We start from the raw sequence: 690 nt of genomic DNA, 5'->3' as shown, positions 1-690 counted from the left end.
GCCGGTGATGATTCATGTGATCGCCGAGCAGGCCACCGTGGACGGCACCGGGGATGCGCCGGGCTCGTTTGTCGGAGCCGGTGCGTTGATTCCGCCGGAGTTGATCGCAGAGCTGGCCAAGTCGGCCCGGTTGGTGACGGTGCTCCATCCCGCCGATGCGCCACCGGAGCCGGGGTATGTGCCCTCGAAAGCACTGGCTGATTTTGTGCGGTGCCGGGACCTGACGTGCCGCTGGCCCGGCTGTGACCGCCCCGCGGCTGACTGCGATCTGGACCACACCATCGCCTACGCCGACGGTGGACCCACCCACGGGTCGAATCTGAAATGTTATTGCCGCACCCATCATTTGGTGAAAACCTTCTGGGGCTGGCGGGATCAGCAACTGCCCGATGGGACGGTGATCCTGACCTCGCCGTCGGGGCAGACCTATGTCACCACCCCGGGCAGTTCGTGGCTGTTCCCGCAGTTGTGTGCGCCCACCGCGGACCTGCCGGCACCCAAGCACCGCGACGATGACCGCTGTGGTGACCGCACCGCGATGATGCCCCGCCGGCGACGCACCCGCGCCCAAAACCGCGCGGCCCGTATCGCTACCGAACGCAACCAGAACCGCAAAGCCCGCCAAGCCCGACGCACCGCGCTCGACGCCGTCTGGTTCCCGAAAGCCGCCGCCGGCACCGACCCCGACGA

1 protein-coding gene is annotated in these 690 nt (G+C 67.8%); it reads left to right on the top strand.

The features are described from left to right. On the top strand, positions 1–690 hold a 690-nt coding region (locus N416_RS0121115), incomplete at both ends, for an HNH endonuclease signature motif containing protein (RefSeq protein WP_024444073.1).

The sequence above is a fragment of the Mycobacterium sp. UM_WGJ genome (assembly GCF_000455125.1).
Taxonomy (GTDB): domain Bacteria; phylum Actinomycetota; class Actinomycetes; order Mycobacteriales; family Mycobacteriaceae; genus Mycobacterium.
This window is presented reverse-complemented; position numbering and strand designations above follow the sequence as displayed.